A 26315-nucleotide genomic window follows, 5' to 3' on the forward strand; every position below is an offset into this window, starting at 1 on the left:
TCAGATCGGCATGGATGTCGTTCTTGTCACCGCTGTCATTGCCTGTCTGTTTCTTGTCATCGCGGCGGCGGAACCGCTGGCGGCCCGATTGCGCCTGCCCTACAGCGCGATTCTGGCGCTTCTGGGCATTCTCATCGGCGGCGGCGCCATCTTCTTCCTGCAGACCGAGATCACCGACGCGCTGAACCCGGTGGCCGAGGTCATCATCAACCTGCCGATCCGGTCCAACGTCTTCCTCTATGTCTTCCTGCCGACGCTGCTGTTTCAGGCAACGCTGGGCATGAACCTGCGGCGGATGCTGGATGACTGGGTGCCGATCCTCGTGCTGGCGGTGGTGGCGGTGGTGGTGGCCACGCTGGGGGTGGGCTATGCGCTGGCCTATACCAGCACCCTGCCGCTGATGGCCTGCCTGCTGGTCGGGGCCATCGTGTCGACCACCGATCCTTCGGCGGTGGTGGGCATCTTCCGCTCCATCGCGGCCCCGCGCCGTCTGGTCCGCATCATCGAAGGCGAAAGCCTGCTCAACGATGCCGCCGCCATCGCGCTGTTCGGGCTGTTCATGGGCTTTGTCATGATGGGCGTGCCGGATCCGACGCTGGGCAGCGCGCTGGCGCGGTTCCCCTATCTGCTGGGGGCGGGGGCGCTGACCGGCTGGGTCATGGCGCAGGCGGGCGTCATCGCCATGTCGGGGCTGGCGCAATATGAACGGGCGCAGATCAGCGTGTCGGTGGCGCTGCCCTATCTGGCCTATGTCGCGTCGGAACAGCTTTTCGGCGCCTCGGGGGTGATCGCGGTGGTCACGGCGGGGCTGACGCTGAACCTCGTGGCGCCGGGGCGGATGCCGCCCGCCGCATGGACCAACCTTAACGAGGTCTGGGATCTGCTGGCGCATTGGGCCGGGGCGCTGATCTTCATCCTTGCCGCGCTGCTGATCCCGCGCCTGCTGGATGACGTGCGCTGGAACGATCTGCTGCTGGTCGGCGTGGTGGTGGGCGCCGCCATCGCCGCGCGGGCCGTGGTGCTGTTCGGACTGCTGCCGCTGCTCTGCCGCCTGCGCCTGTCGCCCGAGGTGGAACGGCCCTACCGCGCCGCGATCCTGTGGGGCGGGCTGCGCGGTGCGGTCACGCTGGCGCTGGCGCTGGCGGTCACCGAAAGTTTCCGCGTGCCCTTGGAGATCAAGCGCGTGGTCGGCATCCTTGCCACCGGGTTCACGCTGTTCACGCTGATCGTGCAGGGCACTTCGCTGCGCTGGGTGATCGGCAGGCTGGGGCTGGACCGGCTGGCGCCGCTGGATCAGGCGCTGAGCGATCAGGTTATCGCCGTGGCCCTGCAGACCGTGCGCGAGGAAGTGGCGCGCACCACCGAAACCTATGAGCTGGACCGCGACATCGTGCGCGGCGAGGCGAAACGGTTTGCCGCCCGGCTCGACAAGGCGGTGGAGGCGGCGGAGGATGCCCGCGAAATCCTTGACCGCGACCGGGTGACGCTGGGGCTGATCGCGCTGGCGGGGGCGGAACGCGATGCCACCACGCAGCGCATCCGCGACCGCACCCTGTCGCTGCGGCTGGCGCAGACCGCGCTTGGCGACTGCGACCGGCTGATCGAGGGCGCGCGCAGCGGCGGCAGGCTGGGCTATCAGCGCGCCGCGCGCCGGGCGCTGGCCTATGGCCCCGCGCTGCGCTCGGCGCTGTTCGCGCATAACCGGCTGCGGCTTTCTGGCCCGCTGGCGCGGATGACGGCGGACCGTTTCGATCTGCTGCTGTCGCAGCGGCTGATCCTGCGCGATCTGGACGGGTTCATCGACGGGCGCATCCGCCGCATCCATGGCCGCCGCGTCGCCGATCTGCTGCATGACCTGCTGGCCCGGCGGCAGGAGGCGGCGGAGACCGCACTGGACGCGCTGCGCCTGCAATATCCCGGTTACGCCGAAGAGCTGGAGCGCCGCTTCATCCGCCGCACCGCCCTGCGGCTGGAGGAGCGCGAATATGCCACCATGCGCGAGGACGGGCTGATCGGGCCCGAGCTTTATACCGCGCTGACGCAGGATCTGGCCGCGCGCCGCACCCGCGCCGAACGGCGCCCGCCCCTGGATCTGGATGTGCAGCGCACCGAACTGGTGCGGCAGTTTCCGCTGTTCGCCGATCTGGACGAGGGCGAGCTGCGCCGCCTGTCGCGGGTGCTGCGCGCGCGCTATGTCGGGCCGGGCGATGTCATCATCCGCCGCGACAGCCCGCCCAAAAGCGTGTGGTTCATCGCCTCCGGCGCGCTGGAACAGGAAACCGCAGGCCAGACATGGCGGCTGGGACGCGGCGAGATGTGCGGGCAGCTGGCCATCCTGATGGCGCGGCCGCGCAAGTCGCATGTGCGGGCCATCGCGCCCTCGACCCTGCTGGAACTGGACGAGACGCGGTTTGTCCGGCTGCTGAAACGCAGCCCCAAGCTGCGGCAGGCGGTGCGCGACAGCGGGCAGAAGCGCGGGCTGGATCTGCAGGCGCTGCTGCCCGAAGACGGTTAAAGCAGCCCCGAGATCTGGTCCGCCGCCGCGCGCACCTGCGCCACCAGCGCAGGCTCCGCCCCCAGCTGCGAGACATGGCCGGACAGGTTGATCGCCGCCACATGCCGCCCCTGCCGCGACCGGACCGGGGCGGCGATGGCAAAGGTGCCGGGCGCCAGATCCGACGCCTGCGCCACATGGCCCCGGGCGCGGTCCTTGGCCAGCCATGCCTTCAGCGTCGCAAGGCTGTCGGGGGTGGGGCCGAACGCATATCCCGCGAACCGCGCGTCAAGCTCGTCCCCGGGCAGATCACACAGCAGCACCCGGCCCATGGTGGTCTGGCAGGCGGGCAGCCGCGATCCCACCGGCACGTTCGACACCATGGCGCGCTCCGACAGCGCGCGGTGGATATAGACGGCTTCGGTCCCCTGCAGCACCGCTACATGCACGGTGAACCCGGTGGCGTTGCGCAGCGCCTCGGCGGGGGCGCGCGCCAGATCCCAGACATCGAGCGAGCCCAGATAGCGATAGCCCAGATCCATGACCCGCGCCGCCAGCCGGTAGCGGTTGCCCTGCCGCGCCAGATAACCTTCCTGTTCCAGCGTCACCACCACGCGATAGGCGGCGGAGCTGGTGATGCCCTGTCCCGCCGCGATCTCTGACAGGGTCAGTTCCGGCTGGCGCGGGGTGAAGCCCTGCAGGATCGCCAGCCCCCGCACCAGCGCATTGGCGCGATAGTCTGCCTCGCGCGCCATGGCTCAGCGCGCGTCCAGCCGCGTGCCGATGCGGGCCATCGCCTCGGCATAGCCCTGCAGGATCGCTTCTTCCTCCGGGTGCTGGCCCGCGCTCAGCACGCGGCGCCCGCGCACCACCACATCGCCCACATGCAGCCCGCGCCCGGCAAAGACGTGGTAATCCAGCGCCATGTCGCGGCCCACCACCGCCATGGCGGCGGGTTCGGGGCTGGTCAGTTCCACAAAGCTTGCCATGCCGCCCACGGCAAGCGCGCCCATGGGCCGCCCCGCCGCCTGCGCGCCGCCCGCCGCCGCGCGGGTCCAGAGATTGGCGGCCACATGCGGCTGCGTCTCGGCGGCCAGCACGTTGCGCTGCCGGTCGCGCAGGCGCTGGCTGTATTCCAGCTGTTCCAGTTCCCGCGCGGCAGAGGTGGCGATGTTGGAATCCGAACCGATGCCGAACCGCCCGCCCTGCGCCAGATACTCGGGCGCGCGGAAGATGCCGTCGCCCAGATTGGATTCCGTCATCGGGCACAGCCCCACCACGGCGCCCGACCGGGCGATCCGGCTCACCTCGGCATCCGACAGATGGGTGGCATGGATCAGGCACCATGCGTCATCGACGGGGGCGTGATCGAACAGCATCTCCACCGGGCGGCGCTGCCCGAAGGCCAGCGCATCCTCCACCTCCTTGACCTGTTCGGCGACATGGATGTGCACGGGACAGCCCGGCAGCAGGCTGCGTCGCAGATCCATCAGCCGCGCGATGTCCTCCGCCGTGGCGGCGCGCAGCGAATGCGGCGCGATCCCCAGCCGGTGCCCGGCCCGGTCCGCACGCGGCGCCAGCGCCTGCAGCAGCGCGGCATAGCGGTCGGCATCGGTGATGAAGCGCCGCTGCCCGTCGGTGGGGGGCAGGCCGCCAAAATTGGAATGGGCGTAGAAGACCGGCAGATGCGTCAGCTCCAGCCCGGTCTGCTCGCCCGCGTCGAAGATCGCCAGCGACAGCTCTTCGGGGCGGGCATAGGGGCTGCCGTCCAGATCGTTATGGACATAGTGAAATTCGACGATCCCGGTATAGCCGCCCTTGAGCAGCGCCAGATAAAGCCGCGCCGCGATGGCGCGCATGTCCTCGGGCGACAGGGTCAGCGCGAAGAAATACATGATGTCGCGCCACGACCAGAAACTGTCCACCGGGTTGCGCCGCACCTCCGACAGGCCCGCCATGGCATATTGAAAGGCGTGGCTGTGCAGGTTGGTGATGCCGGGCACCACCGGGTTGTCATAGACCGGCAGGCCGCGCGGGTTGTCATCCTGCACCAGCGTGGCGATGGTGCCGTCGGCGGCAAACTCCGCCGACAGGTTGCGCTGCCAGCCCTGCGGGGTCAGCGCCTGTTTCAGATGGGCACCGGCCAGACGGGTCATGCCGCGCCCTCCGGGGTGAATCCCGCCATGGCCGCCAGCAGCCCGCGCAGCGCGCCGCGCAGATGCTCGGCCCGGTCGGGCCGCAGGGTCCATGGCGGGCTTTCCTCCATGTAGCAGTCCTGCGCGATCTCGATCTGCAGCGCGTGCACGCCCTGCTGCGGCTGGCCGTAATGCCGGGTGATGAACCCGCCCTTGAACCGCCCGTCGCGCACCGCCGACAGCCCGCTTTGCGTCAGCGCGGCAAAGGCGGCATCGGACAGCGCGGGCGCGCAGGCGGCGCCGGAATTGGTGCCAAGGTTCAGGTCGGGCAGCCGGCCTTCGAACAGCCGCGGCACATGGGCGCGGATCGAATGCACGTCCAGCAGCAGGCAGTAGCCATGCGCGGCACGAATGCGCGCGATCTCTGCGGCAAGGGCGGCGTGATAGGGATCCCAGACCTCGGCCAGCCGCTGCGCGCGGTCGGCCTCGTCCGGCTCGGCGCCGTCGCGGTAAAGCGGTGTCCCGTCAAAATCGATGGTGGAGATCAGCCCGGTGGTCGCCCCCGCATACAAAGGCACATCATCGCGGGGCCGGTTCAGATCGACCACATAGCGCGAGGGCCGGGCGGCCAGCAGGCTTGCGCCCTCGGGCAGCACCTCGCGGGCGATCTGGTCCATGTGCCAGTCGGTGTCGCGCAGCACCAGCGCGTCGGGGCGCAGGCGCTGCCGCAGCGGCTCGGGCAGGTCGGTGCCGGCATGGGGCACGTTCAGCAGGATCGGGCCATCGCCCGCGATCCGGTCATAAAGCGGGGTCATCGCGCATCCTTTCGCATCCGAAATACAGTATTCACCCGCGAAAATCCGCCGTCAAGCATCACGACAGCTTGAACCCTGCGGAGCGTGATGGACTTTGCCCGCGCGGCGTGGAAATGATCCGACATGCGCAGCGCCCTTGCCTCCCTTGCCCAGCCCTTGCGGACAGTCCTGTCCCTGCTGGCGGTGCTTGCGCTGGCGCTGCTGTCGGACAGCCGCCCTGACGCCGCGCGCGACGGGGCGCGCATTGCCACGCTGCTTTCCGGGGAAAGCCTGTCGGGCATGGGCGAGGCGGGCCTGCGCGCCCGTTCCGCCGAAACGCCTGCCAAGGGGCCCCAGCCCGGGCCGCTGGCGCTGCTGCCCGCGCCAAAGGTGCAGGAGGTGGCGCTTGTCCTGACGCGGCCCGAGGGTGCGGCCCCGCAGGATGCGCCGCGCCCCGCCACCCGGCCCCGCGCGCATCCGCCCCGCGCCGCCCCCTTCGCCTGACCGCTGACCTTTGCGGCGCCCCAAGGGGCGTCATTCTCATGTCATAGCCCCGCCGCCGCGTGCGGACGGGGCGCGTTCAGGATGAACTCATGCACCGTATCCTGTTGTGGAAACGCCTCTGTCTCTGGGGCGTCTGCGCGCTGTGCCTGTGGCTGGCGCTGCCCAATGCCTTTTACACCCGGGTCGAGGCGTCACATGACGCCCAGACCCAAAGCCAGATCTGGCCGGGCTGGCTGCCTGATGATCTGGTGAACCTTGGCCTTGATCTGCGCGGCGGCGCGCATCTGCTGGCGGAGGTGGACGTGACCAGCGTCGCCGCCCGCCAGATGGACGCGCTCTGGCCCGAACTGCGCGACGGGCTGCGCCCGCTGCGCGATCAGCTGGGCCCGGTCCGCCGGCTTGAGGCGCCTGCGGGCACGCTGTCGGTGGCCGTCACCGCGCCCGAGGGCATGGAGGCCGCGCTGCAGGTGGCGCGCGATCTGGTGCAGCGCGACGGCAGCGGCGAGCTGAGCGTCAGCGCCAAGGACGGGCGGCTGACCGTCGCCTTCACCGAACCGGGGCTGGCCGCGCTGACCGACCGGGTCATGGCGCAGAGCCTTGAAATCGTGCGCCGCCGCATCGACGAGGCGGGCACCCGCGAACCCACCATCCTGCGGCAGGGCGAAGACCGCCTCCTGATCGAGGTGCCGGGGCTCGACAGTGCCGAAGCGCTGAAATCGCTGATCGGCACCACCGCGCATCTGTCCTTTCACCCCGTGCTGCCGAAGGCGGCGCCGGACAGCCTGACCCTGCCTTCGGCGGAGGATCCGCAGACCAGCTACACGCTCGATCCGCGCGCCGTGGTCACCGGCGAAGAGCTGGTGGATTCGAAGCCGAGCTTCGACCAGAACGGCAGCCCCGCCGTGACCTTCCGCTTTGACAGCGCGGGCGCGCGGGCCTTTGGCGATTTCACCGCCGCCCATATCGGCGAACCCTTCGCCATCGTGCTTGACGATCAGGTGATTTCCGCCCCGGTGATCCAGAGCCATATTCCCGGCGGGTCGGGCATCATCTCCGGCCAGTTCACCATCGACCAGTCGACCGAGCTTGCCACGCTGCTGCGCGCGGGCGCGCTGCCAGCGGAGCTGCAGTTTCTGGAAGAACGCACCGTTGGCCCGGAACTGGGGCAGGACAGCATTCAGGCCGGGGGGCTGGCCGCGATCACCGGCTTTGTCGCGGTCTGCGCGCTGATGCTGGCCTGTTACGGCGGCTTCGGGCTGGTGGCCACGGCGGCGCTGGTGCTCAACCTCTGTATGCTGGTGGGGCTGCTGTCGCTGGTGGGGGCCACGCTGACCCTGCCGGGGATCGCGGGCATCGTGCTGACCATGGGCATGGCGGTGGATGCCAATGTGCTGATCTTTGAACGCATCCGCGAGGAACTGCGGCAGGGCGCCTCGCCATGGAAAGGCGTGATGGGCGGGTTCAGCAACGCCTTTTCCGCCATCCTCGATTCCAACGTCACCGGGCTTCTGACCGCCGCGCTGATGTTCTGGCTGGGCTCGGGGCCGATCCGGGGCTTTGCGGTGACGCTGGGGCTGGGGATCCTTACCTCGATGTTCACCTCCGTCTGGCTGACCCGGCTGATCCTGCAGGCTTGGCTGGAATGGCGACGCCCCCGCACCCTGCATCTGAGGGGCGTGCTGGCGTGGCTGCCCGCGCAGACCACGTTCAACTTCTTCCGCTGGCAATGGGCAAGCTTCGGCGCCTCGGCGCTGGCGGTGGTGGTGTCGGTCTTCCTGATCTTCAGCATGGGGCTCAATCTGGGGATCGATTTCAGGGGCGGCACCGCGATCCGGGCCGAAACCACGCAGGAGCTGGACATCGGCACATGGCGGCAGGCGCTGGCGCCGCTGGATCTGGGCGACGTGACCATCACCCAGATCTTTGACCCCGGCTTCGCCGCCGACCAGCATGTCGCCACGCTGCGGATCGAGGCACAGCCGGGTGACGAGGCGCTGCCGCCGCAGACGCTGGCGCAGATCCAGTCCGCGCTGGCCGCAGCCGATCCCGGGGTCAGCTTCACCTCGGTGGAAACCGTGGGCGGCAAGGTGTCGGGGGAGCTGATGACCACGGCGCTGCTGGCGGTGGGGGCGGCGACCCTGGGCATCCTGATCTATGTCTGGGCGCGGTTCGAATGGCAGTTCGCGCTGGGGGCGGTGGCGGCGCTGGTGCATGACGTGGTGGTGACGCTGGGGGTCTTCGCGCTGTTCCAGATCCGCTTCGATCTGCCCATCGTGGCGGCGCTGCTGACCATCCTTGGCTATTCCATCAACGATACGGTGGTGGTCTTTGACCGGGTGCGGGAGAACCTGCGCAAATACCGCGTGATGCCGCTGCGCGACCTGCTCAACCTCTCGGCCAATGAAACGCTCAGCCGCACGCTGATGACCTCGCTCACCACGCTGATCGCGCTGGTGGCGCTGCTGGTGCTGGGCGGCGACGTGATCCGCGCCTTTGTCTTCGCCATCACCTTCGGCGTGGTGGTGGGCACATGGTCGTCGATCTATGTGGCCAAGAACATCGTGCTGATGCTGGGCGTGCCGCGTGCGCGCCCTGCCACCCCCGACACCGCCACCCCCGAAGGGCTGGCGGCAAGCCGCATCTGAGCCCCGCACCGCGCCGGGGGCTTTGCCTTGACCCCGGCGCGGCTGCGGTGTTCTAGTCCGCCGCAGAATTTCCGAGGGAGGATCAGGGGATGCGACATCTTTTCAAGGCCACGCTGGCGGCGGGTCTGGTGCTGGCGCTGCCCGCGCAGGCGGAAACGCGGGTGACGTTCAAGGCGGCCAAGACCGGGTCGTCCTATTACCAGATGAGCGTGCAGGTGGCCGAGGCGATGAAGGCGGGCACCGATGGCGCCATCAGCGTCACCGTCGAGGAAAGCCAGGGCAGCCAGCAGAACGTGATGGAGGTGCGCGCGCGCGGCGCCGATTACGTCTTCACCAGCCCGCCCGCGCTGGTGGCCGCCGCGCAGTCCGGCACCGGTGCCTTTGACGGCAAGGGCAACCCCGCCTTTGACGAGATCCGCGCCCTGTTCCCGCTGCCCTCGCTGACCATGCATTTCGTGATGTCCGCCGACAGCGGTGTCACCGATTATGCCGGGCTTGAAGGTCACAGCCTGCTTCTGGGCAAGGGCAGCTTTGGCGCCAGCGAAGGGGCGAAATACCTCACCGCCTTTGGTCTGGACGGCAAGGTGGAGATCGCGGATGTGGAACTGTCCAACGCCGTGCCCGCGCTGCAGAACGGCCAGATCGACGGTTTCGTGACCGCCGGAAGCTGGCCCGCCCCGAACGTGGTGGAGGCTGCCGCGTCGGTCCCCGTCACCCTGCTGTCGATGACCGAGGAGGAGTTGTCCAAGGCGGGCAGCGCCAAGCTGGTCATTCCGGCGGGCACCTATGCCGGTCAGGACAGCGACGTGGTCACCACCTCGCTGCCCGTGGTCGCCTATGCCACCACCAAGATGGACGAGGACACCGCCTATCAGATGACCCGCACCTTCTGGGAGGAAAAGGAACGCATGGGCGCAGAGTCCGCATGGTGGACCAGCGTCAACCCGCAGCTGCTGGAGAATGTCCGCGGCAAGCTGCATCCGGGTGCCGTGCGCTATTACGAAGAGGCCGGGATGCCGGTCGCCGACGCGCAGAAGTAAGCGCGGCGCGGAGGGAAACAGGGGGCCGGGCATCTGTCCGGCCCCTCCTTTATTGCGAAAGGAACGGGCATGGGGCCTGAACAGGATCTGCCGCGCAGCCCGCTGGGGCGCGGGCTCTGGATCGGGGCGGCGGCGCTGCTGGTGATCTACCATATCGGGCTGATCTTCTGGGGTCTGGTGCCCAACCTCGTCAGCCGCCCGCTGCATCTGGCGGTGGTGCTGCCGTGGATCTTCCTGTTCGGGGCGCGCGGTCTGTCGCTGGTCACGGGCGCGGTGCTGACCGGCTTCGGCATGGCGGCGGCGCTGTGGGTGGCGCTGAACCATGACATGCTGGGCGATCAGTACGGGTTTCTGGAAAGCCCGTTCCAGATCGGCGTCGCCGTGGTGCTGCTCGCCACGGTGATCGAGGCGGCGCGGCGGGCCATCGGCTGGCCGCTGCCCATCGTGGCGGTGACGGCGCTGGCCTATGCGGTCTGGGGCCAGCATATTCCGGGCGAATTCGGCCATGCCGGGCTGCCCATGGCCTCGTTCCTTGGCACCATGACCATTGCCGAAGGCGGCATCTGGGGCTCGCTCACCGCCGTGTCGGTGGGGGTGGTGTCGATCTTCGTGATCTTCGGCGCGGTGCTGAACGCGGGCGAGGCCGGGCAGGGCTTCATGAATGTTGCCGCCGCCGCGGCGGGGCGGCTGACCGGCGGGGCGGCCAAGGTCTCTGTCATCTCCTCGGCGCTTTTCGGCTCCATCTCCGGCTCGGCCAGCGCCAATGTCGCCTCCACCGGCGCCATCACCCTGCCCGCCATGACCCGGCTCGGCTATCCCAAGCGGCTGGCGGCGGGGGTCGAGGCGGTGGCCTCCAGCGGCGGGCAGATCATGCCGCCGCTGATGGGGGCGGGCGCCTTCGTCATGGTCGAACTGACCGGCACGCCCTATACGCAGATCATGGCGGCGGCGATCCTGCCTGCCATCCTGTACTTCTGGGCGGTCTGGGTCGGCATCAACGCCTATGCCTCGCGCTATCCCCTGCGCGGGATCGAGGCGGGCGACCAGCCCGCGCGGCGCGACGTGGTCATCACCTCGCTGTTCTTCCTTGTGCCCTTCACCGTGCTGATGCTGGGCATGTTCGCCGCCGGATACACCCCGCAATATGCCGCCTGTCTCGCGATCCTCGCCGGGGCGGTGCTGCTGCTGACCAATGCCCGGCTGGGATTCGATGCCGCCGAAACCCGCAGGCGGCTGGTTCTGGCGCTGCTTGCCTCGGCGCGGCAGGTGTCGATGATCGCGGCCATCATCCTGTGTGCGTCGATCGTGATCGGGGTGCTGGGGGTCACGGGGCTGGGGGTCAAGATCACCTCGCTGATCCTGTCGGGCTCGGGCGGGCTGCTCTGGCCGTCGCTGCTGCTGACCGCGCTCGCCTGTCTGGTGCTGGGCATGGAGGTGCCGACCACCGCCGCCTATGTGATCTGCGTGTCGGTGGCGGGGCCCGCGCTGACGCAGCTGGGGCTGGAGCCGCTGCAGGCGCATCTGTTCGTGTTCTGGTTCGCGCTGCTGTCGACCATCACGCCGCCGGTCTGCGGCGCGGTGTTCATCGCGGCGGGGATGATCGGGGAAAGCTGGGTCAAGGTGGCGCTGACCGCCATGGCGCTTGGCGTCGGGCTTTACATCATTCCGCTGGGGATGATCGCCAACCCCCATGTGCTGGAGCTGACCAGCCATCCCGCGCTGGCCCTGTTCGCCTTTGCCCGGCTGGCGCTGGGTCTGGCGCTGCTGTCGCACGGGCTGATCGGGCGCAGGCCGTGGCCGGTGCGCGTGGGCCTGATCATTTGTGGCATGATTGTGGCGTTTCTGGGGCTGTGGATCTGACTATCTGCCTGATTTGACGCAGTTAATTGGGCGGAAGGGGTGCGGACCCTATCCTTTGGGGTAGGGGATTATTCCACCGGGTTTAGAAACGATCCCTCCGCCCGCTCGCCCAAGACAGGGGGCCTGTCTATATTCATCCTCAGAAGACGACACTGATTAAGAGGAAGACGCAAATGACTGGTTACATTGAAATCCTTGTTGCCCTGATCGCCGTTGCTGCCGCTGTCGAGTTTGCTCAGGACTATTTCTCGCGCCGCAACCAGAACGACCAAGACTGCTGAGGCCTTGCGGCCCGCGCCCCAGGGGCGCTGCAGGCCGCAGGCAGGGGCAGGGGACAGGCCCCCACCATCCGTCCCCACCGTCAGCCGCGACAGAGATCGCCGCTGACCACGCGGAGGGGTGACGCTTCCCCCCGATGCGCCAGAAAGGCCGGACGCGGCGCGCTTGCCGCAAACGGGGCCTTCGGCTGGTTCGACACCGCATTATAGACAAAGAACGCATTCGAGCGTGGAAACGGCGTGACATTGCCGTTGGACGCATGAAGCGTGTTGCATTCAAAGAAGATGACCGTGCCCGCCGGGCCGGTCGCGGCATCGATGCCCGCCTCTGCGGCAAGCTGTTCCAGCACCGCCTGCGAGGGCACGCCGACCTCCTGCTTCTTCAGGCTGGATTCGTGGTTCGCCTCCGGCGTCTCGCCCTGACAGGCGATGAACCGGCCATGCGAGCCGGGGATCAGCATCAACGGCCCGTTCAGCGCCGAATTGTCGGTCAGCAGCACAGAGGCCGACACCGCGCGCATCCGGGGCATGCCATCCTCGGCGTGCCATGTCTCGAAATCGGAATGCCAGTAGAATTCCTTGCCGGTGAAGCCCGGCTTGTAGTTCAGGCGGCTCTGGTGAAGATAGACCTCATCCCCCAGCAGGAACCGCGCCACATTGGCCACACGGCTGTCCGCCGCCAGCCGCGCGAACAGCGCGTCGTGTTCGTCAAGCCGGAACACGGTGCGCACCGCGTCCGATCCGGGTTCGGTCACCAGATCCTCTGACCGGATCTGCTGGCCATTGGCGCGCAGCTTCGCCGAGGTGTCGATCAGCAGCCGCACCTCTTCGGGCGTGAACAGGTCACGCCGCACCAGATAGCCTTTTTCGGCGTAAAACTCCGCCTCCTCGCGGGAGACGGGGGCCTTGTCCGTCCAGTCGGACCACAGCACCGGGTCGCGCCGGGCCGTCATCCGCTCTGCATCGGGCAGGCGGGTGGGGTAGGCGTCGGGATCGGTGAACTGCGCGGGTCCGGTTGTGACGTTCATGGGTTTTCCTCCTTCTTGACAGGGCGCGCCGGGCGGCCCTTGGGCCTGCCCGCGCTGTCCAAAGTCGGTCCCCGGACGCCAAATCCGGCCCCTGTCGCAAGGGGCGCCGGGTAAAAATCCGGGGTCCGCTTTGACATTGCTTAGATACACTATAGGTTATTCAGCATGAAAACAAACAATCTGGGAGAAAATGCTTTGACCATCAAACGTCTTGCCACCCTCGCTGCCGGGTCTGTCCTGCTGGGAACCACCGCGCTGTCCGCCGCCACGCTGGAGGAAATTCAGGACAGCGGCACCATCCGCATCGCGGTCGCCAACGAGATCCCCTATGGCTTTGTCGATCCCATGGGCAACGCCCAGGGTGCGGGTCCGGACGTGGCCAAGCACATCATGGAAGAACTGGGCGTCGAGAACATCGAATGGGTGACCACCGATTTCTCCTCGCTGATCCCCGGCCTGCAGGCTGACCGGTTCGACATGGTCGCCGCAGAGATGGCCGTGCTGCCGCAACGCTGTGAAAGCGTTCTGTTTTCCGAGCCCAACACCTCCTATGGCGAGGGCCTGCTGGTCGCGGCGGGCAACCCCAAGGACATCCACGCCTTTTCCGATTTTGCGGAGAATGACGACCTGACCGTCGCCATCATGGCGGGTGCCGACCAGCTGGAAATGTTGCAGGAACTGGGTGTGCCCGAGGACCGCATGGTGACGCTGGCCGCCAATTCCGACGCGATTTCCAACGTGTCGACGGGCCGCGCGGACGCCTATGCCGCCACCAGCCTGACCGTGGCGAGCCTTGCCGACAAATCCGATCAGGTGGAAGGCGCGGCAGAGTTCACCGACCCCGTCATCGGCGGCGAGCCGGTGCGCAGCTGGGGCGCCTTCACCTTTGCCGAAGGCTCCGAATCGCTGCGGGATGCGGTGAACGAAGAGCTGACCGCGTTCAAGGAAACCGAGGAATGGGCGGAAATCCTGACCTCCTACGGCTTCTCCGACGCGGATGTGCAGGGATCCGGCACCCGCGCCACCGAGGATCTGTGCGCCGCCGAGGCCATGTAAGCCAGCGCCGGGCCGGCCCCGCGCCGGCCCGGACGACTTTTGAGGATATGCCTTTATGGATGAGATGACCTGGCTGGATTACCTGCCCGTGCTGGGGCAGGGCGCCTGGGTGACCGTTCAGCTGACCGTCTGGTCCACGCTTTTTGGCGCGCTTCTTGCCTTTGCCGCAGGCTTGGGGAAGCTCGCGCGCAACGCCGCCGTTCGCGGGCTTTCCGTCGCCTATATCGAGATTTTCCGGGGCACCTCGCTGCTGGTGCAGCTGTTCTGGCTGTATTTCGCCCTGCCGCTGGTGGGGCAGGCCATCGGCATCAACCTGCGGCTGCCGCCGGTCACGGCGGGCATTCTGGCGCTGTCGCTGAACATCGGGGCTTATGGCGCCGAAGTGGTGCGCGGCGCCGTGCAGGCCGTGACACGCCAGCAATACGAGGCCGCCCGCGCGCTGAATTTCACCCCGCGCCAGACCCTGTTCCGCATCGCGCTGCCGCAGGCCATCCCCGAGATGATGCCGCCCTTCGACAATCTGGCCATCCAGAACCTGAAGGACACGGCGCTGGTGTCGCTGATCTCGCTCGCCGATCTGGCGATGCGGGCGGAACAGCTGCGCAATTACACCCAAGACAGCACCACCATCTACACGCTTGTTCTGCTGATGTATTTCGGCATGGCGCTGGTGCTGACCGCCTTCATGCGCGGGCTGTCGTCGATGGTGGGCCGCTGGCGCCCCGCACAGAGGTAACACATGCTTTTTGGCTTTGAATGGGACACGACCAACGGCTGGACGCTGGCGGTGTCGATCCTGCCGATCCTGATGCGCGGGCTTTGGGTCACGCTGCAGGCCACCGTCTTGGGCTTTGCCATCGCCATGGTGCTGGGGCTGGTGCTGGCCGCGCTGAAGGCCGCGCCCTCCCGGCTGGTGTCATGGCCCGCGCGCGGGGTTTCGGAATTCCTGCGCGACACGCCGCTGCTGATCCAGCTTTTCTTCCTCTATTACGTTCTGCCGGAATTCGGCATCATCCTGCCTGCCTTCCTGACCGGGGCGGTGGCGCTGGGGCTGCAATATTCGGCCTATCTGTCAGAGGTGTACCGCGCCGGGATCGAGGCGGTGCCGCGTGGCCAGCACGAGGCCGCGCGCGCGCTCAACCTTGCGCCGCGCCGGACCTTCAGCCGCATCGTGGTGCCGCAGGCCATCCCGCGCATCGTGCCCGCCATGGGCAATTACCTTGTCTCCATCATGAAGGACGTGCCGGTGCTGTCGGTGGTCACCGTGCTGGAGATGCTGAACGTCGCCAAGATCATCGGCGACCGGACCTTCAACTATCTCGTGCCGCTCTCCATGGTGGGCGGCCTGTATCTGATCCTGACGCTGGTTGCGGCGCAGGGCGTGCGGCGTCTGGACCGGGCGCTGCCAAAGACGGGAATCCCGCTGAAATGACCGACCCCATCATCCGATTTGACAAGGTGGCCAAGCGGTTTGGCGACATCTCCGTGCTGGACGGGCTGGATTTCACCGTCAGCCGCGGCGAGAAAGTCACCATTATCGGCCCTTCGGGGTCGGGCAAATCCACCATCCTGCGCATCCTGATGACGCTGGAGGATATTTCCGACGGCACGGTCTGGGTGGATGGCGAACCGCTCTGGCACGAAAAAGCCGGGGAGGGCACGCTGAAACCGGCCTCAGAGGCGCATCTGCACAAGATGCGCGGCAAGCTGGGCATGGTGTTCCAAAGCTTCAACCTGTTCCCGCACATGACCGTGCTGCGCAACATCACCGAAGCCCCGGTGCAGGTGCTGGGCCTGTCCAAGCCCGAGGCCAAGGACCGCGCCATGGGTCTGCTGGACATGGTGGGGCTGTCCGATCACGCCGAAAAATACCCGCACCAGATGTCGGGCGGGCAGCAGCAGCGCGTCGCCATCGCCCGCGCGCTGGCCATGCGCCCCGACATCCTGCTGTTTGACGAACCGACCTCCGCGCTTGATCCGGAACTGGTGGGCGAGGTGCAGGAGGTGATCCGCAAGCTGGCCTATGAACATGACCTGACCATGCTGCTGGTGACCCACGAGATGCGCTTCGCGCGTGAAATCTCGGACCGGGTGTGTTTCATCGACAAGGGCTCGGTGCATGAAGAGGGCGCGCCGGAGGATCTGTTCACCGCGCCGCAGCAGCCGCGCACGCAGGAATTCCTGCGCGCCGTGCTCGACGGCTGAGATGCGGGCTTGCGCCCTGTTTCGATATTGCTAGAAATACCGAAACAGGAGCGCCGCCCATGGATTTCGACCTGACCGCCGCCCGGCTGGGCGCGCTTGGCAATGCCACAAGGCTGCGGATTTACCGCCTGCTGGTGCGCGCGGGCGATCCGGGCCTGAGCATGGGGCAGCTGCAGGACAAGCTGGGCATCCCCGGCTCCACGCTCAGCCATCACTGCCGCACGCTGGTGCAGGTGGCGCTGATCCTGCAGGAGCGGCAGGGCACCACCGTGCTGTGCCGCGCCAATTACCCGGTGATGCAGGGGCTGCTGGCGGATCTGGCGGCGGAATGCTGCGTCGATGCGGGGGGCGGGGCATGAGATCGCCGCTGGCGATGATCGCGGCGCTGGGGGTCACGCAGATCATCGGCTACGGCTCGCTCTATTATGCCTTTCCGATCATGGCCCCTGCCGTGGCGCAGGAATTTGGCGTCAGCGAGCCGCTGCTCTTTGGCCTGCTGTCGGCGGGGCTGCTTCTGGGCGGGCTGGCGGCGCCCCGGCTGGGCGGGCTTCTGGACCGGATGGGCGCGCCCCGGGTCATGGCGGCGGGCAGTCTGCTGATGGCGGGGCTGAGTGCGGCGCTGGCGCTGGCGCCGTCGCTGCCGGTTTATGGCGCGCTGCTGCTGCTGATCGAACTTCTAAGCTTTACCGTGCTTTATGACGCGGCCTTTGCCACGCTGGCGCAGCGCCAGCCGCAGGACACCCGCCGCGCCATCACCCGGCTGACGCTGATCGCGGGCTTTGCCTCGACCCTGTTCTGGCCGCTGACCGGCTGGCTGGTCGACCATCTGGGCTGGCGCGGCGCGCAGGGCATCTTTGCCGCGCTGCATCTGGGGATCGCGGTGCCGCTGCATCTGGCGCTCGCTGCCCGTCCCCGCCGGCAGGCCGCCCTGCAGCCCGTCGTCAAACCGCCGCTGGCGCTGCCGCCGCCGCTGACCGGTGCGGCGGCGCGGCAGGCCTTCGTGCTGCTGGGGCTCAGCTTTGCGCTGACCGGCATGGCGATTTCGGCGCTTGGCGTGCATCTGGTGCCCGTCCTGCTGGCGCGGGGACTGGGAGAAACCGCCTATCTGGCCGCCATGGTCATGGGCCCGGCGCAGGTGCTGATCCGGGTGGTGGACGCGACGCTGTGGCGGCATCTGCACCCGCTGCAGGTGGCGGTGGTGTCGGCGGCGGCGATCCCGGTGGCGCTGGCGCTGCTGCTGGTGCCGGGCCCTGCGGCGCTCCTGGCCTTTGCCTTTGCGCTGTGTTTCGGGGCCGGGCAGGGCCTGTCCAGCATCGTGCGCGGATCGGTGCCGGTGGCGCTTTTCGGGGTGACGGGGCTGGGGCAGCGGCTGGGACGGCTTGCCGCGATCCGCAGCGTGCTGGGGGCTTCGGCGCCGTTCCTGTTTGCATGGGCCATGGCGCAGCTTGGGGCGCAGGCCGCGATCTGCGCAGCCCTGGCCGTGGCGCTGGCGGGGGTGCTGGCGCTGGTGATGCTGCGCCGTCAGATCGACCGGGCGGTCGCGCTGTCGGTCAGCGCCTGACGCGGGCGGCGCGGGTCAGAGCCCCGGCGCCGGATCGTGGTTCAGCCGGTAGCCGATGCCGCGCACCGACCGGATCGGGTCATGCCCCAGCTGCGACCGGATGGCCCGGCGCACGCGGCTGACATAGGCGTCGATGTTGCGCGCGCCCTCTTCCCAGCTGCGGGTGCCAAAGGCCAGCTTTTCCAGCGTGGCACGGTCGAAGACCGCGTCGGGCACGTCAAAGAACGGCCCCAGCAGGCACAGCGCCATCTTGGTCAGGCTGCCGACCCGCCCGTCATAGCTGATCCGGAACCGGCCCTCGTCCAGTTCGAACCGGCCAGACTGCCGGGTGCCGCGCAGCGAGGCGGGGCGTTCCCGGCGGACCAGCGCGCGGATGTTGAGAAAGGCCTCCGCCTCGGTGCAGGCGGGATCAAGCCGGGCCATGCGCGCGCAGCTGACCGCGTCCGTGGTCAGGGCCAGCAGCGGCAGGGTTTCGGTTGCGCGCGCGGCGTCGATCTGGGCGGCAAGTTCGCGCGGATCGCGGCCCAGATCCGCCATGACGCACAGCACCAGATCGGGTTTTTCGGTGGCGATCCGGGCCAGCGCCCGGTCGGGATCGCGTTCAAAGCCGGGGCGGAATCCGGCCAGCACCAGCGCCGAGGCCACCGCCCCGGGCACTGTCGCGTCGGCGGACAGGATCAGGGCGCCGCCCGTCCTGTCCGTGGTCAGAGGGGCGAGGATGAGACCGGGGTCATCCCAGTGCATACCCTGCTCCACGCACGGTGCGCAGAAGATCCTCGCCGCCATGCACGCCAAGCGCCTTGCGCAACCGACCGATATGCACGTCGACCGTGCGGGTGTCGACATAGATGTCGCGCCCCCAGACCCGGTCCAGCAGCTGTTCGCGCGACCAGACCCGGCCCGGTTTTTCCATGAAGGTGGACAGCAGGCGGAATTCGGTCGGCCCCAGCTTCAGCTCCTGCCCGCCGCGCGTCACGCGATGGGTTTCGGCATCCAGCACGATGTCTTCGAATTCCAGCCGCAGCCCGGCGGCGGCGGGACGGGCCCGGCGCAGCTGCGCCTTCACCCGCGCCATCAGTTCGCGCAGGGAATAGGGTTTGACCACATAGTCATCGGCGCCGGTTTCCAGCCCGCGCACCCGGTCCACTTCTTCGGACCGGGCCGACAGCATGATGACCGGCACGCCCCGGGTCTCGGGGCGGGTCTTGATCTGGCGGCAGACCTCGATGCCCGACAGGTTCGGCAGCATCCAGTCCAGCACGATGACGTCTGGATTTTCCTCATCCAGCAGGACCATGGCTTCTTCGCCATTGCCGGCGGAGGCGACACGAAATCCCTCCGCCTCGAGGTTGTAGCGCAGCACTTCGCGCTGCGCCGCCTCGTCCTCGACCACCAGCACCGTCGGTTGATCGGCGGGCATGTCTTACTCCAGTTCGAAATCGGTCGACAGCTTCGGATCCGACGAGGTGCGGTCGCCCTTGACGCGGTCCTCCACGGGAAGCGCGCCGGAGGTCAGGAACACCACCTGTTCCGCGATGGAGGTGACGTGATCCCCCATGCGTTCGATGTTCTTGGCGATGAAATGCAGATGCATGCAGGAGGTGATGTTGCGCGGATCCTCCAGCATGAAGGTCAGGAATTCGCGGAACAGCGTGTTGTACATCTGGTCCACGTCGCTGTCGCGGTCGATCACGTCGCGGGCCAGCGCCTCGTCGCGCTTGATATAGGCGTCGAGCGCGTCTTTCAGCATGTGCTCCACGTCGCGGGCCATGCGGCGCAGCGCCGAGGTCGAGCTGCCGATGGGCTGCAGCTGCGCCAGAACGCTGGTGCGCTTGGCCATGTTCTTGGCCAGATCGCCGATCCGTTCAAGGTTGGCGGACATGCGCATGACCGACAGCACCACCCGCAGGTCGCCTGCGGTGGGGGCGCGCAGCGCGATCACCCGCGCCGCCTCGTCGTTCAGCATCTCTTCGAGAACGTCGATGGCCTTGTCGCCGGAGCGCACCTGTTCGGCCAGCTCCTCGTCGCGGGTTTCCAGCGACTTGGCGGCGTCGTGGATCGCCACCTCGACCAGACCGCCCATCTTGAGGATCTGGGCCTGAATCCCCTCCAGATCCCGGTCGAAGGCAGAGGCGATGTGTTGTTTGAGGTCGCTCATGGCTTATCCGATCCGTCCGGTGATGTAGGATTCCGTGCGCGGGTCCACAGGGTTGGTGAAGATCTTGCTGGTCTCGCCGTATTCCACCAGATTGCCCAGATGGAAGAACGCGGTCTTCTGGCTGACGCGGGCGGCCTGCTGCATGGAGTGGGTGACGATCACCACCGAATAGTTGGTGCGCAGCTCGTCGATCAGCTCCTCGACCTGTGCCGTGGCGATGGGGTCAAGCGCCGAACAGGGCTCGTCCATCAGCAGCACTTCGGGTTCGGTGGCCACGGCGCGGGCGATGCACAGACGCTGCTGCTGCCCGCCGGAAAGCCCGGTGCCCGGCGACTGCAGGCGGTCCTTGACCTCGTTCCAGATGGCGCCGCGGCGCAGCGCCTTTTCCACGATCTCGTCCAGTTCGGCCTTGTTCTTGGCCATGCCGTGGATGCGCGGCCCGTAGGCCACGTTGTCATAGATCGACTTGGGGAAGGGGTTCGGCTTCTGGAACACCATGCCCACCTTGGCGCGCAGCTGGACCGGGTCCACCCGCTTGTCATAGATGTCCTGCCCGTCGATCGCGATCAGACCCTGCACGCGGCAGATGTCGATGGTGTCGTTCATCCGGTTCAGGCAGCGCAGGAAGGTGGACTTGCCGCAGCCCGACGGTCCGATGAAGGCGGTGACGGTCTTGTCGAGGATGCTGATGTTCACATCCTTGATGGCGTGGGTTTCGCCGTAATAGACCTGCACGTCCTTGGCGACAATCTTGGTGTCCGTGGCTTCCACTTCGGTCTTCCTCAATGGGGAGTCATACATGTGTCTTGTCCTTTACCCGGGTTACCAGCGGCGCTCGAACTTGCGGCGCAGGACGATGGCGATCACGTTCATGGCGAGCAGGAACACCAGCAGAATGATGATCCCGCCCCAGGCGCGTTCGTAATAGGCGGGATCCGCGCGCTTTGCCCATTCGTAGATCTGGGCGGGCATGGCGGAGTTGGGCGACATGAAGCCGGCCGCGATCCCGTCGGGGTAGTTGGTGGCAATATAGCCCACCATCCCGATCAGCAGAAGCGGGGCGGTTTCGCCAAGCGCCTGCGCCAGACCGATGATGGTGCCGGTCAGGATGCCGGGCATGGCCAGCGGCAGCACATGGTGGAACACCGACTGCATCTTCGAGGCCCCGACCCCCAGCGCCGCGTCCCGGATCGAGGGCGGCACCGCCTTCAGCGAGGCGCGGGTGGAGATGATGATGGTCGGCAGCGTCATCAGGGTCAGCACCAGACCGCCGACCAGCGGCGCGGATTGCGGCAGATGCGCGAACTGGATGAAGGCGGCAAGGCCAAGGATCCCGAACACGATCGACGGCACCGCCGCGAGGTTGGAGATGTTCACCTCGATGATGTCGGTGATGCGGTTCTGCGGCGCGAATTCCTCCAGATAGATGGAGGCGGCGACACCGATGGGCAGCGCCAGCAGCAGCACGGTCAGCATCATGAAGAACGAGCCGATCATCGACACGCCAAGCCCGGCCTGCTCTGCCCGGCTTTCCGAAGCGTCGGCGCCGAAGATGAAGGCAGAGTTGAAGCCCTTGTGCACCACGCCCGCGTCGCGCAGCGCGTCGGTCAGGTCCAGATGCTCCACCGCGATGCTGCGGTCATCGGCGATGCCTTCGCGGCTGACCCGGCCCTTGAGATAGCCGTCCACCCGCGAGGAGGCGAGCAGCCGGAATTCCACCGTCTCGCCGATGCGGTCGGGATTGGCGAGCACGAAGTCGCGGATTTCGGCGGGACCGGCGGGCGACAGCAGCGCCTTCATGTCATTGGCATCGGCAAGCTCTGTGGTGATGCCCTGCTCCTGCACGACGGCCCAGAGACCTTCCTGCACCAGCGGCGTATAGCCGAAGGTCGACACTTTCTGGATTTCCGCGATGTCGCCGGTGCCGGTCTTGTCCAGCCGTTCCGGGTCCAGATAGACCGGGACGTTGATGAAGGTCTGCTGGAAGGCGCCGACCCCGTTGTAAAGGATCGACCCCAGCAGCACGACAAGGAAGAACAGGCCGGTGCCGATGGCGGCCAGACCATAGGCGCGGAAGCGTTTTTCGGCGGCGTTGCGGCGGCGGGTGCGGGCATCGGTGGCCAGCAGCCCCGTGGCGGGCGCTGCGGCACCGGAATGGGTTGCGTCGGTCATCAGTCGTACTGCTCCCGGTATTTGCGCACGATATAAAGCGCGAAGACGTTGAGCCCCAGCGTCATGACGAACAGCGTCATGCCAAGGGCGAAGGCCACCAGAGCCTCGGGGCTGGAGAAATCGGCATCCCCGGTCAGCTGGCTCACGATCTTGGCGGTGACGGTGGTCATGGCGTCGAAGGGGTTCAGCGACAGCCGCGCGGCGGCACCCGCGCCCAGCACCACGATCATCGTCTCGCCGATGGCGCGCGAGGCGGCCAGCAGCACGGCGCCCACGATGCCCGGCAGGGCGGCGGGCAGGATCACTTCGCGGATGGTTTCCGACTTGGTGGCGCCCAGCCCGTAAGAGCCGTCGCGCAGCGACTGCGGCACCGAGTTGATGATGTCATCCGACAGCGAGGAAACGAAGGGGATCAGCATGATGCCCATGACGAGCCCTGCGGTCATCACGGCGGTGCCCGACTGCATCCAGCCCAGACCCTCGCGCCCGAACACCTCAAGCAGCAGCGGCCCCACGGTCAGCAGCGCGAACAGACCGTAGACGATGGTGGGGATGCCTGCCAGCAGTTCCAGCAGCGGCTTGGCCCATGCCCGCAGCTTCGGCCCGGCATATTCCGACAGGTAGACCGCCGCAAAAAGCCCGATCGGCACCGACACCAGCAGCGCGATCAGCGAGATGTAGAAGGTGCCCCAGAGCAGCGGCCAGATGCCCAGCTCGGACCCGCCGCCGAACGAGGGCGACCATGTGAAGGAGCCGAAGAATTTCGCGGCCGGATAGACGCGGAAGAATTCGACCGTGTTGAAGATCAGCGACAGCACGATGCCGATGGTGGTCAGCACCGCGATGGAGGCGGCGGCCAGCAGCAGGGCGCGGACGCCCTTTTCCACGGCATTGCGGGCGCGGAACTCCCCTTGGGATTCCCGGACCCCCAGCGCGAGCCCGCCTGCGGCCAGCGCCAGAACCACCACGGTCATCAGCAGCCCGCCGGTGGCGTTCACAGAGCGGTAGGTCTGCGCGGCGCGCAGCAGGTCTGGACTGACATTGGAGCCAAGCGCGATGCCTGCTTCCGCCAGCCGTTCGCGCACATCGGTGAATTCGGTGCGCAGCGAGGAGGCCTGCTCCTGCCCCATCAGGCCGCGCGACACGGCAAGATCGAGCCCGTCCGCCACCCGGCGCACGTCCGACATCACCAGCCCCAGCGTGGAGCCTTCGGGAATTGCGGTCTGGGGAAGCTGCTGTGCGGCCTGGTTGTTGACCACGAAAGGCTGCGCCAGCAGCCAGATGACCAGCGCCAGCAGGGCCGGGGTCATCACCTTCATGGCCACGTTCCACCCATAATAATTGGGCAGGGAATGCAGGTTGCGGCTGTTGCCGCCGACGGAGGAGATCGCGCGGACACGTCCGGCGAAATATCCCGCCACGGCCAGCGCGAATATGATCAGGATCAGCCAGAGAACAGGCATTGGGCCCCCAGGTCAGGTCTCGGTGACAATCACCAAACGCAACCGGAGGGCGGCAGCGTGCCGCCCTCCGGTCATCGGAAAATTTCCGATTACATGCTTTCGCCCATGGTCACTTCGTCGGCGACCTTCTGCTGGGTGTCGCCCAGCTCGGGGTCGGCCACGAGGCCATAGTTGGACAGCGGGCCGGAGGGGCCGGCGATCTCGTCAGAGACGAAGAACTCGGCATATTCCTTCAGGCCGGGGATCACGCCGATATGGGCTTTCTTCACGTAGAAGAACAGCGGGCGCGACACCGGGTATTCACCGGTGGAGATGGTGTCGGTGGAGGGGGCGACGCCGGACATGGTCGCAACCTTCAGCTTGTCGGTGTTGTTCTCGTAGAACGCCAGACCGAACACGCCCACACCGTTGGTGTTGCTGTCGATACGGGCCAGGGTCTCGGTGTAGTCGCCGTCGATGTCGACCGAACGGCCATCGGTGCGGACCTGCAGGCAGGCGCCTTCGGCGTCGTCTTCGGACATGCCGCCCGCGATCATGGCTTCCATCGCGCCGGTTTCTTCGCAGCCAGCTGCCAGAACCTTCTCTTCGAACACTTCACGGGTGCCGTGCTTGGTGCCCGGGATGAAGGCGGCGATTTCGACTTCCGGCAGATCGGCGTTGAAATCCGACCACATGGTGTGGGGGTTGTCGACCAGTTCGCCGTCAACCATGACCTTGGGGGCCAGAGCGTTGAACCAGTCGGCGGGCTCGAACGCGGTGAAGTCCGGGCCGGTCTTCTGGCTGGCGAAGACGATGCCGTCATAGCCGATGCGGACTTCCATGATGTCGGTCACGCCGTTGGCGGCGCAGGCTTCGACTTCGCTGTCACGGATGGCGCGCGATGCGTTGGCGATGTCGATGGTGTTTTCGCCCACGCCTTCGCAGAAACGCTTCAGACCCGAGGAGGAGCCGCCGGATTCGATCACCGGGGTCGGGAAGTCGAAGTTTTCGCCGAAAGCTTCTGCCACGATCGAGGCGTAAGGCAGAACGGTCGACGAACCGGCGACCTGAACGTTGTCACGGGCAGCGGCAGCGGTGGCCGATGCTGCGGCGAGCGCCAGAGCCGAGACTGCGAGTTTGACGGATTGCATGTGGATGCTCCTGTTGCAACGGTTGCGGCCAGTCATTGACCTCGGTCCGACCGCTAAGTGGATTCGGTAATCCTTATGCAAATTATTGGTGACAGTTTTGTAACAAGGTTCGACCTTTCTTGGCCATGGCAGAATCCCCTGCAGGCAGCCTCGGGCACTGCGGCGCCGGGTCGGGCCGTGACAGCTGCGCCATCTCCATGGATTTTGGGCCGCAGGGGCGCAGGGGCACAGGGGGCAACCTGCCCCGCCTGTTGATCCTGAATCTTTGGAAGCTGGAGGTTCGGGCGTGGCGTCCACGCCAGCCCACAGGTTTTCGACCGCATCCGCAAGGTTCATCCCCCACCGCGCGTTCAGGCCGCGTGCCAGCTTGCGGCTGAAAACCTCAATGTCGATCCCGCGCTGGTCCTGTGACGCGCCCACTGTTACGCGCCCAGGGGCGAGACCGGGCAGAGCCTTGGCCTGATGGGGCGGAAAAGCGCATCACGGGACTGATGCGCCTTCGATGTGGTCCGGGACAAGATTTCACCGGAACCTCCCGGCCTGACCTGATGGAAGGGCACGGTGCGGAAAACGGGGTCCGGGGCCACGTTTGGGATGGGGGGCACGACTGGCAGCAGAGGCGGAGCACCTGAAAGCAGCCCGCTTTCGCGCAGAAAACCCCCACAAAGGACTGTCCGCCGCCTGCGGCCGAAGCGTTTGGGGGAATGGCCGCAGGTGCCGTATCTTTGTTCCGCAACGTCACAGGACTGTCACCAAAGCCCGTTACCCCCGGGCCAAACGCAAAATATGGGGAAAAACATGAAAGCTCTCTGCACTCTGACGGCTGCCGCCACGCTCGCACTCGCAATCCCGGCCCATGCCGAATTCGCGCTCGACAGCCGGTTCACCGATGCCGATGGCGATCTGATCGCCGATATTCCCAGCGATGCGGCCCAGCAGGTCGATCCTGACACGCTGATCTTCGCCTATACCCCCGTCGAGGATCCGGCGGTCTATGCCGAGGTCTGGCAGGGGTTCCTTGACCACATGGCCGAAGTCACCGGCAAGGACGTGCAGTTCTTCCCGGTCCAGTCGAACGCCGCCCAGATCGAGGCGATGCGGGCCGGGCGCCTGCATGTGGCGGGGTTCAACACCGGGTCGAACCCGCTCGCCGTGGCCTGCGCGGGCTTCCGCCCCTTTGCCATGATGGCCGCCGAAGACGGCTCTTTCGGCTATGAGATGGAAATCATCACCTACCCCGACTCGGGCATCGACAGCATCGAGGCGATCAAGGGCAAGCAGATGGCCTTCACCTCCGAAACCTCGAATTCGGGCTTCAAGGCACCTTCCGCGATCCTGTCCGCCGAATTCGGCATGAGCGCCGGCGCGGATTTCGAACCGGTCTTCTCGGGCGCGCATGACAATTCGATCCTTGGCGTCGCCAACAAGGATTACCCCGCCGCCGCCATCGCCAATTCGGTCAAGGCCCGCATGATCGAGCGTGAGGTGGTCACCCCCGACCAGCTCGTGACACTTTATACCTCGGAAACCTTCCCGACGACCGGCTACGGCACCGCCTACAACCTGACCCCGGAGCTGCAGGAGTCCATTCAGGAAGCCTTCTTCAGCTTTGACTGGGAAGGCTCCGCGCTGGCCGAAGAGTTCAGCAAGTCGGGCGAAGAGACGTTCATCCCGATCACCTTCCAGGAAGACTGGGCCGTGATCCGCACGATCGACGAGGCCACCGGCGTCGTCTACGCTTGCGAATAATCCCCCGACAGTCCTGAATGCTCATGGGCGGCACTCTGCTGCC

23 protein-coding genes are annotated in these 26315 nt (G+C 67.0%); 12 read left to right on the plus strand and 11 right to left on the minus strand.

Annotation, left to right across the window (positions count from 1 at the left end; all coding sequences use genetic code 11):
- Positions 1-10: 10 nt before the first annotated feature.
- Positions 11-2515 carry a cation:proton antiporter gene (locus VK682_RS14605; protein ID WP_230796482.1) on the plus strand — a complete coding sequence of 835 codons (2505 nt, stop codon included), beginning with the start codon at positions 11-13 and terminating at the stop codon, positions 2513-2515.
- Here the strand turns inward: VK682_RS14605 and VK682_RS14610 are convergent.
- The 3 genes from VK682_RS14610 to hutG are packed head-to-tail and all read right to left on the minus strand — an operon-like array spanning position 2512 to position 5444.
- Positions 2512-3249: an IclR family transcriptional regulator gene (locus VK682_RS14610; protein WP_230796483.1), complete on the minus strand. Its 738-nt coding sequence runs from the start codon at positions 3247-3249 to the stop codon at positions 2512-2514. The genes VK682_RS14605 and VK682_RS14610 overlap by 4 nt on opposite strands.
- A gap of 3 nt (positions 3250-3252) precedes the next feature.
- Positions 3253-4650, minus strand: a complete 1398-nt coding sequence (locus VK682_RS14615) for a formimidoylglutamate deiminase (RefSeq protein WP_230796484.1) — start codon at positions 4648-4650, stop codon at positions 3253-3255.
- Positions 4647-5444 (minus strand): N-formylglutamate deformylase, encoded by a 798-nt coding sequence (gene hutG / locus VK682_RS14620; protein WP_230796485.1) that lies wholly within the window; start codon positions 5442-5444, stop codon positions 4647-4649. Before hutG ends, VK682_RS14615 begins: the two co-directional genes overlap by 4 nt.
- Positions 5445-5567: 123 nt before the next feature.
- Between hutG and VK682_RS14625 the strand changes: the two genes are divergently transcribed.
- The 4 genes from VK682_RS14625 to VK682_RS14640 all read left to right on the plus strand — a co-directional run bounded on the left by VK682_RS14625 (position 5568) and on the right by VK682_RS14640 (position 11472).
- Positions 5568-5927, plus strand: coding sequence for a hypothetical protein (locus VK682_RS14625; RefSeq protein WP_230796486.1), 360 nt, complete (start codon positions 5568-5570; stop codon positions 5925-5927).
- Between the two features lie 89 nt (positions 5928-6016).
- Positions 6017-8572 (plus strand): protein translocase subunit SecD, encoded by a 2556-nt coding sequence (gene secD / locus VK682_RS14630; protein WP_230796487.1) that lies wholly within the window; start codon positions 6017-6019, stop codon positions 8570-8572.
- 89 nt (positions 8573-8661) lie between these two features.
- Positions 8662-9612: a TAXI family TRAP transporter solute-binding subunit gene (locus tag VK682_RS14635; protein ID WP_324782105.1), complete on the plus strand. Its 951-nt coding sequence runs from the start codon at positions 8662-8664 to the stop codon at positions 9610-9612.
- A gap of 69 nt (positions 9613-9681) precedes the next feature.
- Positions 9682-11472 (plus strand): TRAP transporter permease, encoded by a 1791-nt coding sequence (locus VK682_RS14640; protein ID WP_324782106.1) that lies wholly within the window; start codon positions 9682-9684, stop codon positions 11470-11472.
- Between the two features lie 361 nt (positions 11473-11833).
- Here VK682_RS14640 and thpD read toward each other — a convergent pair whose 3' ends face one another.
- Positions 11834-12778, minus strand: a complete 945-nt coding sequence (gene thpD / locus VK682_RS14645; protein ID WP_324782107.1) for an ectoine hydroxylase — start codon at positions 12776-12778, stop codon at positions 11834-11836.
- A gap of 195 nt (positions 12779-12973) precedes the next feature.
- Here thpD and ehuB point away from each other — a divergent pair, with 195 nt between their 5' ends.
- The 6 genes from ehuB to VK682_RS14675 are packed head-to-tail and all read left to right on the plus strand — an operon-like array spanning position 12974 to position 17600.
- Positions 12974-13834: an ectoine/hydroxyectoine ABC transporter substrate-binding protein EhuB gene (ehuB, locus tag VK682_RS14650; RefSeq protein ID WP_207543634.1), complete on the plus strand. Its 861-nt coding sequence runs from the start codon at positions 12974-12976 to the stop codon at positions 13832-13834.
- 55 nt (positions 13835-13889) lie between these two features.
- On the plus strand, positions 13890-14570 hold the full coding sequence (gene ehuC / locus VK682_RS14655) for an ectoine/hydroxyectoine ABC transporter permease subunit EhuC (protein ID WP_230796493.1): 681 nt from the start codon (positions 13890-13892) through the stop codon (positions 14568-14570).
- 3 nt (positions 14571-14573) lie between these two features.
- On the plus strand, positions 14574-15266 hold the full coding sequence (gene ehuD / locus VK682_RS14660; RefSeq protein ID WP_089848297.1) for an ectoine/hydroxyectoine ABC transporter permease subunit EhuD: 693 nt from the start codon (positions 14574-14576) through the stop codon (positions 15264-15266).
- Entirely contained in the window at positions 15263-16039 is a 777-nt protein-coding gene (gene ehuA, locus VK682_RS14665; RefSeq protein WP_324782108.1) for an ectoine/hydroxyectoine ABC transporter ATP-binding protein EhuA, read from the plus strand. Before ehuD ends, ehuA begins: the two co-directional genes overlap by 4 nt.
- 59 nt (positions 16040-16098) lie before the next feature.
- Positions 16099-16398: an ArsR/SmtB family transcription factor gene (locus tag VK682_RS14670; protein ID WP_324782109.1), complete on the plus strand. Its 300-nt coding sequence runs from the start codon at positions 16099-16101 to the stop codon at positions 16396-16398.
- Positions 16395-17600: an MFS transporter gene (locus VK682_RS14675; protein WP_324782110.1), complete on the plus strand. Its 1206-nt coding sequence runs from the start codon at positions 16395-16397 to the stop codon at positions 17598-17600. Before VK682_RS14670 ends, VK682_RS14675 begins: the two co-directional genes overlap by 4 nt.
- 15 nt (positions 17601-17615) lie before the next feature.
- On the opposite strand, the gene VK682_RS14680 is transcribed toward VK682_RS14675, so the two are convergent.
- The 7 genes from VK682_RS14680 to VK682_RS14710 form a co-directional block, all read right to left on the minus strand.
- Positions 17616-18344, minus strand: coding sequence for a winged helix-turn-helix transcriptional regulator (locus VK682_RS14680; protein WP_165616828.1), 729 nt, complete (start codon positions 18342-18344; stop codon positions 17616-17618).
- Entirely contained in the window at positions 18331-19020 is a 690-nt protein-coding gene (gene phoB, locus VK682_RS14685) for a phosphate regulon transcriptional regulator PhoB (protein WP_089848287.1), read from the minus strand. Before phoB ends, VK682_RS14680 begins: the two co-directional genes overlap by 14 nt.
- 3 nt (positions 19021-19023) lie before the next feature.
- Positions 19024-19758 (minus strand): phosphate signaling complex protein PhoU, encoded by a 735-nt coding sequence (phoU, locus tag VK682_RS14690; protein WP_089848285.1) that lies wholly within the window; start codon positions 19756-19758, stop codon positions 19024-19026.
- Between the two features lie 3 nt (positions 19759-19761).
- Positions 19762-20559, minus strand: coding sequence for a phosphate ABC transporter ATP-binding protein PstB (gene pstB / locus VK682_RS14695; protein ID WP_230796498.1), 798 nt, complete (start codon positions 20557-20559; stop codon positions 19762-19764).
- Positions 20560-20580: 21 nt separating this feature from the next.
- Positions 20581-21930 carry a phosphate ABC transporter permease PstA gene (gene pstA / locus VK682_RS14700; RefSeq protein ID WP_230796499.1) on the minus strand — a complete coding sequence of 450 codons (1350 nt, stop codon included), beginning with the start codon at positions 21928-21930 and terminating at the stop codon, positions 20581-20583.
- Positions 21930-23393, minus strand: coding sequence for a phosphate ABC transporter permease subunit PstC (gene pstC / locus VK682_RS14705; RefSeq protein WP_089848281.1), 1464 nt, complete (start codon positions 23391-23393; stop codon positions 21930-21932). Before pstC ends, pstA begins: the two co-directional genes overlap by 1 nt.
- Positions 23394-23482: 89 nt before the next feature.
- Positions 23483-24523 carry a substrate-binding domain-containing protein gene (locus VK682_RS14710; RefSeq protein WP_089848279.1) on the minus strand — a complete coding sequence of 347 codons (1041 nt, stop codon included), beginning with the start codon at positions 24521-24523 and terminating at the stop codon, positions 23483-23485.
- Positions 24524-25321: 798 nt separating this feature from the next.
- On the opposite strand from VK682_RS14710, the gene phnD reads away from it, so the two are divergent.
- Positions 25322-26272: a phosphate/phosphite/phosphonate ABC transporter substrate-binding protein gene (gene phnD / locus VK682_RS14715; protein WP_230796501.1), complete on the plus strand. Its 951-nt coding sequence runs from the start codon at positions 25322-25324 to the stop codon at positions 26270-26272.
- The last annotated feature ends 43 nt before the right edge of the window (positions 26273-26315 follow it).

The organism is Salipiger marinus, assembly GCF_035481585.1.
In the GTDB taxonomy this organism is placed as follows: Bacteria; Pseudomonadota; Alphaproteobacteria; order Rhodobacterales; family Rhodobacteraceae; genus Salipiger; species Salipiger marinus.

What these genes read in the sequence shown, in the direction of transcription:
- ehuC (WP_230796493.1), top strand. Translation starts at nt 13,890, where the DNA reads ATGGATGAGATGACCTGGCTGGATTACCTGCCCGTGCTGGGGCAGGGC.
- thpD (WP_324782107.1), bottom strand. Translation starts at nt 12,778, where the DNA reads ATGAACGTCACAACCGGACCCGCGCAGTTCACCGATCCCGACGCCTAC.
- VK682_RS14605 (WP_230796482.1), top strand. Translation starts at nt 11, where the DNA reads ATGGATGTCGTTCTTGTCACCGCTGTCATTGCCTGTCTGTTTCTTGTC.
- VK682_RS14640 (WP_324782106.1), top strand. Translation starts at nt 9,682, where the DNA reads ATGGGGCCTGAACAGGATCTGCCGCGCAGCCCGCTGGGGCGCGGGCTC.
- VK682_RS14670 (WP_324782109.1), top strand. Translation starts at nt 16,099, where the DNA reads ATGGATTTCGACCTGACCGCCGCCCGGCTGGGCGCGCTTGGCAATGCC.
- ehuA (WP_324782108.1), top strand. Translation starts at nt 15,263, where the DNA reads ATGACCGACCCCATCATCCGATTTGACAAGGTGGCCAAGCGGTTTGGC.
- VK682_RS14615 (WP_230796484.1), bottom strand. Translation starts at nt 4,650, where the DNA reads ATGACCCGTCTGGCCGGTGCCCATCTGAAACAGGCGCTGACCCCGCAG.
- phnD (WP_230796501.1), top strand. Translation starts at nt 25,322, where the DNA reads ATGAAAGCTCTCTGCACTCTGACGGCTGCCGCCACGCTCGCACTCGCA.
- hutG (WP_230796485.1), bottom strand. Translation starts at nt 5,444, where the DNA reads ATGACCCCGCTTTATGACCGGATCGCGGGCGATGGCCCGATCCTGCTG.
- VK682_RS14625 (WP_230796486.1), top strand. Translation starts at nt 5,568, where the DNA reads ATGCGCAGCGCCCTTGCCTCCCTTGCCCAGCCCTTGCGGACAGTCCTG.
- pstA (WP_230796499.1), bottom strand. Translation starts at nt 21,930, where the DNA reads ATGACCGACGCAACCCATTCCGGTGCCGCAGCGCCCGCCACGGGGCTG.
- secD (WP_230796487.1), top strand. Translation starts at nt 6,017, where the DNA reads ATGCACCGTATCCTGTTGTGGAAACGCCTCTGTCTCTGGGGCGTCTGC.
- VK682_RS14710 (WP_089848279.1), bottom strand. Translation starts at nt 24,523, where the DNA reads ATGCAATCCGTCAAACTCGCAGTCTCGGCTCTGGCGCTCGCCGCAGCA.
- VK682_RS14635 (WP_324782105.1), top strand. Translation starts at nt 8,662, where the DNA reads ATGCGACATCTTTTCAAGGCCACGCTGGCGGCGGGTCTGGTGCTGGCG.
- ehuD (WP_089848297.1), top strand. Translation starts at nt 14,574, where the DNA reads ATGCTTTTTGGCTTTGAATGGGACACGACCAACGGCTGGACGCTGGCG.
- pstC (WP_089848281.1), bottom strand. Translation starts at nt 23,393, where the DNA reads ATGCCTGTTCTCTGGCTGATCCTGATCATATTCGCGCTGGCCGTGGCG.
- phoB (WP_089848287.1), bottom strand. Translation starts at nt 19,020, where the DNA reads ATGCCCGCCGATCAACCGACGGTGCTGGTGGTCGAGGACGAGGCGGCG.
- phoU (WP_089848285.1), bottom strand. Translation starts at nt 19,758, where the DNA reads ATGAGCGACCTCAAACAACACATCGCCTCTGCCTTCGACCGGGATCTG.
- VK682_RS14675 (WP_324782110.1), top strand. Translation starts at nt 16,395, where the DNA reads ATGAGATCGCCGCTGGCGATGATCGCGGCGCTGGGGGTCACGCAGATC.
- VK682_RS14610 (WP_230796483.1), bottom strand. Translation starts at nt 3,249, where the DNA reads ATGGCGCGCGAGGCAGACTATCGCGCCAATGCGCTGGTGCGGGGGCTG.
- VK682_RS14680 (WP_165616828.1), bottom strand. Translation starts at nt 18,344, where the DNA reads ATGCACTGGGATGACCCCGGTCTCATCCTCGCCCCTCTGACCACGGAC.
- pstB (WP_230796498.1), bottom strand. Translation starts at nt 20,559, where the DNA reads ATGTATGACTCCCCATTGAGGAAGACCGAAGTGGAAGCCACGGACACC.